This window comes from Devosia sp. A369 (genome assembly GCF_054489345.1).
Genome location: NZ_JBTMWV010000009.1, coordinates 195,062 through 203,534, shown reverse-complemented (window position 1 = coordinate 203,534; position 8,473 = coordinate 195,062). Strand labels below are relative to the sequence as shown.

Annotated in this window: 9 protein-coding genes; 4 read left to right on the top strand and 5 right to left on the bottom strand. The window is 63.4% G+C overall.

From position 1 onward, the window contains the following. Nucleotides 1–178: 178 nt before the first annotated feature. Complete coding sequence (locus ACX3OZ_RS13665; RefSeq protein WP_459093988.1) at nucleotides 179–385, bottom strand: DUF1737 domain-containing protein; 207 nt, start codon at nucleotides 383–385, stop codon at nucleotides 179–181. 72 nt (nucleotides 386–457) lie between these two features. Here ACX3OZ_RS13665 and ACX3OZ_RS13660 point away from each other — a divergent pair, with 72 nt between their 5' ends. After that, on the top strand, nucleotides 458–1,099 hold the full coding sequence (locus ACX3OZ_RS13660) for a carbonic anhydrase (protein WP_459093989.1): 642 nt from the start codon (nucleotides 458–460) through the stop codon (nucleotides 1,097–1,099). Nucleotides 1,100–1,488: 389 nt separating this feature from the next. Further along, nucleotides 1,489–1,743, top strand: a complete 255-nt coding sequence (locus ACX3OZ_RS13655) for a hypothetical protein (RefSeq protein WP_459093990.1) — start codon at nucleotides 1,489–1,491, stop codon at nucleotides 1,741–1,743. Nucleotides 1,744–1,810: 67 nt separating this feature from the next. Here the strand turns inward: ACX3OZ_RS13655 and ACX3OZ_RS13650 are convergent, their stop codons facing one another. From ACX3OZ_RS13650 to ACX3OZ_RS13640, 3 genes are all read right to left on the bottom strand, one after another. Beyond that, the gene (locus ACX3OZ_RS13650; RefSeq protein WP_459093991.1) at nucleotides 1,811–2,689 is read right to left on the bottom strand and encodes an EamA family transporter; all 879 of its coding nucleotides are present in this window, start codon (nucleotides 2,687–2,689) and stop codon (nucleotides 1,811–1,813) included. After that, the gene (locus ACX3OZ_RS13645; RefSeq protein ID WP_459093992.1) at nucleotides 2,689–3,564 is read right to left on the bottom strand and encodes an EamA family transporter; all 876 of its coding nucleotides are present in this window, start codon (nucleotides 3,562–3,564) and stop codon (nucleotides 2,689–2,691) included. Before ACX3OZ_RS13645 ends, ACX3OZ_RS13650 begins: the two co-directional genes overlap by 1 nt. Before the next feature lie 302 nt (nucleotides 3,565–3,866). After that, on the bottom strand, nucleotides 3,867–4,907 hold the full coding sequence (locus ACX3OZ_RS13640; protein ID WP_459093993.1) for an aspartate-semialdehyde dehydrogenase: 1,041 nt from the start codon (nucleotides 4,905–4,907) through the stop codon (nucleotides 3,867–3,869). 394 nt (nucleotides 4,908–5,301) lie between these two features. On the opposite strand from ACX3OZ_RS13640, the gene ACX3OZ_RS13635 reads away from it, so the two are divergent. Then, nucleotides 5,302–6,384, top strand: coding sequence for a hypothetical protein (locus ACX3OZ_RS13635; RefSeq protein ID WP_459093994.1), 1,083 nt, complete (start codon nucleotides 5,302–5,304; stop codon nucleotides 6,382–6,384). Between the two features lie 32 nt (nucleotides 6,385–6,416). After that, nucleotides 6,417–7,607 carry a BaiN/RdsA family NAD(P)/FAD-dependent oxidoreductase gene (locus ACX3OZ_RS13630; protein WP_459093995.1) on the top strand — a complete coding sequence of 397 codons (1,191 nt, stop codon included), beginning with the start codon at nucleotides 6,417–6,419 and terminating at the stop codon, nucleotides 7,605–7,607. Between the two features lie 172 nt (nucleotides 7,608–7,779). Here the strand turns inward: ACX3OZ_RS13630 and ACX3OZ_RS13625 are convergent, their stop codons facing one another. Beyond that, the gene (locus ACX3OZ_RS13625; protein ID WP_459093996.1) at nucleotides 7,780–8,340 is read right to left on the bottom strand and encodes a hypothetical protein; all 561 of its coding nucleotides are present in this window, start codon (nucleotides 8,338–8,340) and stop codon (nucleotides 7,780–7,782) included. Nucleotides 8,341–8,473: the final 133 nt, after the last annotated feature.

The following is an 8,473-nucleotide window of genomic DNA, read 5'->3' as shown; positions in this document are numbered from 1 at the left end:
CAAGCGAGCCATTGCAGTCGCCGGTGTCGACACCACCCTCAAGGCGATGAAGGGGTGAGAGGAAACACCTCACGCCATCGCCGGTATCCGGCTCGATAAGGCGCTACGAGTTCTCACACAGCCTCCACCCCATTCCAGACCTGGGCCATGCAATGGGGGACGCGGCGGCGAAGCTGCACTAGAAATCCACCAGCTTTTTGTCGGGATCGTAGGGTTGATCCTTGGCGAGGCGGGTGACGGCCTGGCCGCAGCGCATTTTTTTCGAGAAGCCGTCATAAGCGTAGCTGGGGGCGCCATGCAGCTGCCAGCCTTCGCTGAGGGCCTTGGTGACCTTGTGGCAGAAGGCGGAATCGTCTTCACCGGTGAGAAAGCGATAGATAATCATGCATGGCCCTATTGCACTATGAAGCGATGGTAGCAGTTGATCTCAAACGCTCTTATCGCTAATCCAGAAATCATGCATCGTTTTCCCGATCATCTCCTCAAAGGCCACGCCAACTTCATGGCGGGTCGTTATGCCCGTGAGAAGGGCCGAATTCGTGGCCTCGCCAGCGAGGGCCAGCATCCCACAACCATGATTATCGCCTGCTGCGACAGCCGCGCCGCGCCGGAGATGATCTTCGATGCGGGGCCGGGCGAACTCTTCGTGCTGCGCAACGTCGCCAATCTGGTGCCGACCTATCAGCCCGATGGCGGCCAGCACGGCACCTCGGCCGGCATTGAATATGCCGTCAAGGCGCTGGATATCGCCAATATCGTCATCATGGGCCATGGCCGCTGCGGCGGCATTCGCGCCGCATTGGCGACCGACCAGCGCCCGCTCGACACCGGCGACTTCATCGGCAAGTGGATGAACATGCTGGGCGACCTGCCCGGCCAGCTCAGCGGCAATGGCTTGATGACCCCGGCCGAGCGCGAAACAGCGCTCGAACGCATCTCGATCCGCAACTCGATCCAAAATCTGCGCACCTTCCCCTATGTCGCCGAATTGGAAGAAGAGGGTCGGCTGGCGGTGCATGGCGCCTGGTTTGATATCTCCACCGGTGAATTGTGGATCATGGACAATGAGAGCGGCGATTTCGTCCGCCCCGAGATCTGATCTCGAGCGCTTTTGACTGGCCGATCACTGCCGCGTGAAGTCTTGCTCAAGCGGTCACGCGGCCGTGATAGAAGAACACCCCAAAAAAATAAGCAGTTAGTCTGCGCCATTCCATAATATTACATGGAGGCGCAATGCCATTTTTAGCGTTGCCTGCGAACCATCGTGGTTAATGTCAAATTATCTTGGCCGATACGGCCTGCCTTAGTCTGGCCAGAACTGCCCGCAATTTGCCCCGGAATTTCCCGGTGGCCGCCGAGTTTTCGGCGCTGGCGAGACACATTGCACCAGCATTGTCTGTCTCACGGACCGCAGGAGAACGGCCCGTCGGGGATCGGCTAACCGGTCACCGCTTTTTTCCTCTCCCCCAACATTGGAGCTCAACTCCCATGAAGAAGATCATTCTGTCGTCCCTCGTCGTGCTTGGCCTGTCCACGGCCGCCTTTGCCCAGGCTGCTGCCCCTGACTTCGCCTCGTTCGACACCGATGCCAGCGGCGGCCTCACCCTGGTCGAAGCCCAGGTCGCTTGGCCGGACCTCAACGAGGAGTCTTTCACAGCCGCTGACACCAACGCCGATGGCGAGCTGTCCGTGGAAGAGTTTGACGTTCTGGCCGCAACGACCCCTCCGGCAGCTGCCGGCTAAATCAGGCTGCCCAGTTTTGGGCAACCGAACAGCCACCCCGGTTTCCGGGGTGGCTTTTTTTGTTGCCTCAGGCTGACGTGCTGGCCGGTACGGCGCGGCCGCGCAGCACGGTGACGACAAGGCCGGCCACCACCAGCAGGGCGCCGCCGACCTCGACCGGGGTAATGACCTCGCCCAGCACCAGATAGCCCGACAACAGGCCGGTGATCGGCACCAAGAGGGTAAAGGGCGCCACCACCGAGGCCGGATGCTGGCCGAGCAGCCAGCTCCAGATGCCGCCGGCCAACAGCGTCGCCGGATAGGCGAGAAAGGCGATCAGCCCGGCATCGCGCCAGCCGAACCCGGCCAATGCCGCCAGCACCACCGGCGGCCCTTCGAGCCACAGCGACAAAGCCAGCAGCGGCAGCGGCGCGGCCAGTGCGCCCCAGACGGTAAAAGCCAGCGCATTGACCCGGCCGGCCTTTTTGGTCAGCACATTGGCCACCCCCCAGCTCAGCGCTGCCAGCAGCACCATGCCCAGCGGCAGCAGCGCCGTGGCGGTGAGACGTTCGGTGGCGATCACCGCGATGCCGGCAAAGGCGATGGCCGCACCCAGCAGCTGAAACCGGGTCGGGCGTTCGCCGAGCAGCATAAAAGCCAGCGCCATGGTGAAAAACGCCTGGGTCTGCAGCACCAGCGAGCTGAGCCCGGCCGACATGCCCCAGGCCAGCGACAGATTGAGAAAGCCATAGAGCGCAAAGCCGAAGGCCAGCCCGAACCCGGTGACCAGCCACCAAGGCGCCTTGGGCGGGCGGATAAACAGCACCGCCGGCAGCGCCGCCGCGACAAAGCGCAGGCCGGCGGCCAGAATCGGCGGCAGCGCCTCGACGCTGAGCTTGATCATGACGAAGTTGAAGCCCCAGATCGCCACCACCAGCAGCGCCAGCCCGATATGACGCAGCGGCATCAGGCAGCCCGCAACCGGGCCAGCAGCCGCGGCCCGATAATGGTGAGCACCAGGCCGACAAAAATCAGCGCGCTGCCGGCGATTTCAAGCAGGCTCACCTGCTCGCCCAGCAGCACATAGGCGGCGGCAAAGCCGACCACCGGCACCAGCAGCGAGAAGGGCGCGACCAGACTCGCCGGATGCCGCCCCAGCAAGACCGCCCAGCCGACATAACCGACGAGGGTCGAGCCATAGGCAATGAACAGCATCGACGCCAGCGCCCGCGGGCTGATGCTGAACAGCTCCACCACCACCTGCGGCCCGTCGATCAGCAGCGCCAGCGCCAGCATCGGCAGCGGCGCCACGAGGCTACTCCACACCACGAAGCCCAGCATGTCGATCTTGCCGGCGCGCTTGGTCAGAATGTTGGAAATGGCCCAGAACAGCGCCGCCAGCAGCGTCATCAGCAAGGGCATCAGCATGGTGCCACCCAGATGCTCGGCCCCGATAATGCCCAGGCCGAGCAGCGCCACGAGCGCCCCGCCCAGCTGCGGCAGCGTCGGCCGTTCGCCAAGGAACAGCACCGCCAATATCATGGTGAAGAACACCTGGACCTGCATCAGCAGGCTGGCCAGTCCCGCCGGCATGCCGAACTTCATCGCCGCGAACAGCAGGCCGAACTGCAACACGCCGACGCTGAGGCCATAGGCGATCAACAGCCACCAGCTCACCGGGGGGCGGCGGATGAAAAATACCGCCGGCAGGGCGCAGCCGAGATAGCGCAGCCCGGTCAGCAGATAGGGCGAGATTTCAGCGACGCCCCATTTGATGGCGACGAAATTGAGCCCCCAGATGAACACGACAGCAAGGGCCAGCAGGACATCGCGGATGGGCATGGAAGGACTGTGGGGTTGTGGAGCGCGATCGTCTCAGCCGCTCGATCTGGCTCCCTCCCCCTTATGGGGAGGGCTGAGGTGGGGGGGTGGGCGGCACCATTCAGCACCGCCGCTGGAGTAGCCTTAGCGCGTTTCACACCCACTTGGTATCGTCGGCTCTTTCGCCCCCTCGCCCCTCAGGGGAGAGGGTTGGGGTGAGGGGTGAAGGCCCATCGGCAGAAGCCGTGAGGCTAAACCCCTCATCCGGCCCTATCGGGCCACCTTCTCCCCTCAGGGGAGAAGGGAAGTGCGCCGTCGGCGGCTTAGGCCGCGCGGGGCTTGAGGCCGAGTTCGATCAGGGTTTCGGCGATCTGGATGGTGTTGAGCGCCGCGCCCTTGCGCAGATTGTCCGAGACGACCCAGATATTGAGGCCGTTCTCGATGGTGACGTCTTCGCGGATGCGGCTGACAAAGGTGTCGTTATCGCCGACGCTCTCGACCGGGGTGGCGTAGCCGCCCGGTTCGCGCTTGTCGATCACCGCAACGCCGGGCGCTTCGCGCAGCACGTCGCGCGCTTCATCGACGGTGATCGGATTTTCGAACTCGATATTGACCGCTTCGGAATGGCCGACAAACACCGGCACGCGCACGGCCGTGCAGGTCACCTTGATCTTGGGATCGAGAATCTTCTTGGTTTCGGCCATCACCTTCCACTCTTCCTTGGTGGAACCGTCTTCCATGAAGACGTCGATATGGGGGATGACGTTGAAGGCGATCTGCTTGGGGAACTTGTTGCCATTGCCCGGGCTGTCATTGACGAAAATGCCCTTGGTCTGGTTCCACAGCTCGTCAATGCCTTCCTTGCCGGCGCCCGACACCGACTGATAGGTCGAGACCACGACGCGCTTGATCTTGGCGAAGTCATGCAGGGGCTTGAGCGCCACCACCAGCTGGGCGGTTGAGCAATTGGGATTGGCGATGATGTTGAGGCGGTTCGGATTGGCCAGCCACTTGGCGAGCGACGGCCCGTTCACTTCTGGCACGATCAGCGGCACATTGGAATCATAGCGCCAGAAGCTGGAATTATCGATGACGATGCAGCCGGTGGCGGCAATGCGCGGGCCCCAATCCTTGGCGATGGTCGAGCCGGCCGACAGAATGGCGAAATCGACGCCCTTGAAGTCGAAATCATCAAGGTTCTTCGCCTTGAGTATCTTGTCGCCATAGGAGATTTCCCGGCCGATCGAGCGCGACGACGCCAGCGCAATCACCTCGGAGGCGGGGAACTTGCGCTCCGCCAGAATATTGAGAACTTCCCGGCCCACATTGCCCGTGGCCCCGACGACAGCGACGCGATAACCCATTTTTGAACTCCAGTTCCTAACCAATTTCCGCCCCCGCGCGACGTAGCGTCGCGGCCATCCGGTGCCTTCGCCTCTCCCCGTCGGGAGACGACCCGGGGACAAGCGTCAGGCGGTTTTGGTGGTTTTGGTCATGAGGGCAGCGACGCCACCGGCCAGTGGCCGGGCGGTTGCAGGGTCTGCAATGTCGAAAAAGCTGCGCATCAATTGACTGCTTCGGTTGGAAAGCAGGAGTTCTCATACTCCGTAATAGGAAAGAGTCAATGCAATTGCCGGGCCGGCGGCGCAATGGTGCTGATTTGCAACAGCGGCTCTGTTAAGACGGTGTTAAGGAACAAAATTGTTGCGGCATTAGCGGCTTCCGCGCCGAAATGGCGGAACGTGCGAGGATAGGGCGATGCGGGCTGGCGCGATTGCAGGGGCATTGATGGCGACGGCGCTGCTGGCGAGCGGCGCCCATGGCCAGGACGCGCTGTATTTCAGCCCCCAGCTGACGGCCGACTTCACCGCCCCCAGCGCCTTTGACGGGCTTTATGCCGGCGTACTGCTCGGTCCGATTTCGGCGCGCAAGAATAATTTCAACAGCGCCGGCGCCGACATCCGCCCCGAACTTGGCGCGGTGATCGGCTGGAACCAGCCCGTCGCGCCCGGGGTGATCCTAGGCGCTGAGCTACAGGCGACGGTCGCCACTGACTTTTCCAACGCGACCTATCTGCGCGCCATGGCGCTGGCCCGGCTCGGCTTTGCCGCCGGCGACAATAGCCTGATTTATCTGCTGGGTGGCGTCGGCCATCTCGGCGAAAGCTGGGCCTTCGAGGCCGGTATCGGCGCTGAAGTGATGGTGACCGACGCCATGGCGCTGCGGCTCGAAGCGGCCGGCATCGGCCAGCTCGGCCCGGTGCCCAATGGCAATGACATTCCCGCCATTTCGGCGATGCGCATCACCTCGGGCCTGCTCTGGCAGCTCGATGGCGGGGCGGCCGCCACCGGCTTCAACAGTGGGCCGGCAACCGACTTCAGTGGTCCCTATGCCGGCATCAATATTGGCGGCCTGACCGACCCGCAATTCAACTTCTTCGATGATTACGGCTGGGGTTGGCATTTGAGCCGCTTCGAGATGGGCGGGTTGGCCGGCTATAATTACGCCCTCAATGACAGCTTCCGCGCCGGTATCGAAACCCAGCTCGGGTTCAATTTCGATACGTCGGGCGATGCCGGGCTCGACGTGCTGGGGCTGGCGCACATCGGCGTCGTGCCCACCGACGGCGTGCTGGCCTATGTGGCGGGCGGGCTAGGGCTGGTCGAGGGCCGCGGCGCCTATGTGTTTGGCGGCGGCGTCGAATATGCGCTGTGGGGGCAGGCGAGCCTGCGCGGCGAGGCACTGCTGCTTGGCCGCATCGATGGCGCGCCGGGCCTGACCGGGGTCAGCGGGCCGAGCACCAGCAAGGTCACCATTGGCACGGTGTGGCACTTCGACTAAGAGCCACCCTGTCGCCAACGCAGGACCAAGCCATGCCCCATTATGATGTCGTGATCCTTGGCGCCGGTGCGGCCGGCATGATGGCGGCTATCGAGGCCGGGCGGCGCGGCCGCAGCGTGCTGCTGGTCGACCACGGCAAATATGCCGGCGAGAAAATCCGCATCTCGGGCGGCGGGCGCTGCAACTTCACCAATATCAACGCCACCATCGAGAAGGGCCGCGACCGGTTTTTGAGCCAGAACCCGCGCTTCGCGCTGTCGGCGCTCAGCCGCTATACACCGGAAAACTTCATCGCCATGGTGCGCGACCACGGCATCACCTTCCACGAAAAGACGCTGGGGCAATTATTCTGCGATGGCCCGGCCACCCAGATCAACACCATGCTGCTGGGCGAAATGCGCCGCGCCGGGGTGACGCTGGTGCTGGAAACCTCTGTCGAAAGCGTCAGCCGCGAGGAGACCGGCTTTGCCATCGCGCTCTCGACTTCGTCGATCACGGCGGAAAGCCTGATTGTCGCCACCGGCGGCAAATCCATTCCGAAAATGGGCGCCAGCGGGCTGGGCTATCAGCTCGCCACCCAATTCGGCCTGCGGCTGACCGACACACGGCCGGGCCTCGTGCCGCTGACCTTTGAGACCGGCGCACTGGAAAAGCTCAAGCAGCTCTCCGGCATCGCCGCCGACGCCATTGTCAGCCATGGCAAGACCGCCTTCGAGGAAGCGCTGCTGTTCACCCATCGCGGCCTGTCCGGCCCGTCGATTTTGCAGATTTCCTCCTATTGGCGCGAGGGCGACGCCATTGCGGTGGATTTGCTGCCGCATCAGGACGCCGGCGAGGCGCTGCGCGCGGCGCGGCAGGCGACGCCAAGGCTGCAGGTGCAGACGGTGCTGAGCCAGATGCTGCCGAAGAAGCTGGCGCAATTGCTCGGCGAAGAGCTGGATATGGGCGGCATGATCGGCGATTTTTCCGACAAGAAGCTGGCCATTGTCGAAGCGATTTTGAAGCGCTGGACGCTCAAGCCCGTGGGTTCGGAAGGCTATCGCACTGCCGAAGTGACGCTGGGCGGGGTGGATACGCGCGATCTCGACGCCAAGACCATGGGCGCGCGCGACGTGCCCGGCCTCTATTTCATCGGCGAAGTGGTGGACGTGACCGGCTGGCTCGGCGGTTATAATTTCCAATGGGCCTGGGCCTCAGGCTGGGCAGCCGGCCAGGCGGCCTAGGGGTTTTTGCAAGCACCTGCATTTAAACGCGGTGTCATCCCGGCCTTGAGCCGGGACCCATCCTGAGATGGATACTCTTGGCGTGATCGGGGGATGGGCCCCGGCTCAAGGCCGGGGTGACATCGAGGGTGGGGCAAGCTCACAGGCCCGCTGCATCCTCGGCGGCAAAAACCTAAAACCGGAAGCCCAGCCGCACGCCGACATTGGTATTGGCCCGGGTCGTGCCGCAGGTGCCGAAATCGGGCAGATGTTCCACGGTGCCGATCAGCGAGGTGCCCAGCGGCAGGTTGAGACCGACGCTGCCGGCGACGCGGGCGCCGACGCCGCAGCCGAAATTGCGCGCCGGATCATTCTCGGGCGCAGAAAACATGCTGCTGCGCAGCACGCCACCGGCGCTGGCTTCGACAAACACCGGCAGCACCGGCGCCTGAAAGGTCCAGCTCAGCCCGGCATAGCCATAAGAATCCTGGCCGCGAAAGCTCATCGTCGCGCCCAGATGCGGGCGCAGCTCGCCGATCAGTGTCCAGGCATTGAGATCGGGCACGGCGAACAGCAGCTCGACATTGGCGTCGCCGATGCGGTTGGCATCGAGCAGCGGGCCACCGCCATCGACGCCACGCGAAAAGATGCCGGCGCGGACTTCGGGCAGGAAATTGAACTGGGCCTGCGCCGCTGGCACGGCCAGCAACAGCAGCGCCACGATCAGGCCAATTCGCTTGCAGAACATACGCATGGCTTTGGCTCCTTGCCGTCAATCTGCGATTGAGCGCGCCGGAGCCGGATCGGCAAGGTTTGATTCAAATTGCAATGAATCAGAGGTTACCGCGCCAAGATTGCCATCTCGCTTTCATCGCATTTTGCCGATA

What these genes read in the sequence shown, in the direction of transcription:
- ACX3OZ_RS13645 (WP_459093992.1), bottom strand. Translation starts at nt 3,564, where the DNA reads ATGCCCATCCGCGATGTCCTGCTGGCCCTTGCTGTCGTGTTCATCTGG.
- ACX3OZ_RS13655 (WP_459093990.1), top strand. Translation starts at nt 1,489, where the DNA reads ATGAAGAAGATCATTCTGTCGTCCCTCGTCGTGCTTGGCCTGTCCACG.
- ACX3OZ_RS13650 (WP_459093991.1), bottom strand. Translation starts at nt 2,689, where the DNA reads ATGCCGCTGCGTCATATCGGGCTGGCGCTGCTGGTGGTGGCGATCTGG.
- ACX3OZ_RS13660 (WP_459093989.1), top strand. Translation starts at nt 458, where the DNA reads ATGCATCGTTTTCCCGATCATCTCCTCAAAGGCCACGCCAACTTCATG.
- ACX3OZ_RS13625 (WP_459093996.1), bottom strand. Translation starts at nt 8,340, where the DNA reads ATGCGTATGTTCTGCAAGCGAATTGGCCTGATCGTGGCGCTGCTGTTG.
- ACX3OZ_RS13630 (WP_459093995.1), top strand. Translation starts at nt 6,417, where the DNA reads ATGCCCCATTATGATGTCGTGATCCTTGGCGCCGGTGCGGCCGGCATG.
- ACX3OZ_RS13635 (WP_459093994.1), top strand. Translation starts at nt 5,302, where the DNA reads ATGCGGGCTGGCGCGATTGCAGGGGCATTGATGGCGACGGCGCTGCTG.
- ACX3OZ_RS13640 (WP_459093993.1), bottom strand. Translation starts at nt 4,907, where the DNA reads ATGGGTTATCGCGTCGCTGTCGTCGGGGCCACGGGCAATGTGGGCCGG.
- ACX3OZ_RS13665 (WP_459093988.1), bottom strand. Translation starts at nt 385, where the DNA reads ATGATTATCTATCGCTTTCTCACCGGTGAAGACGATTCCGCCTTCTGC.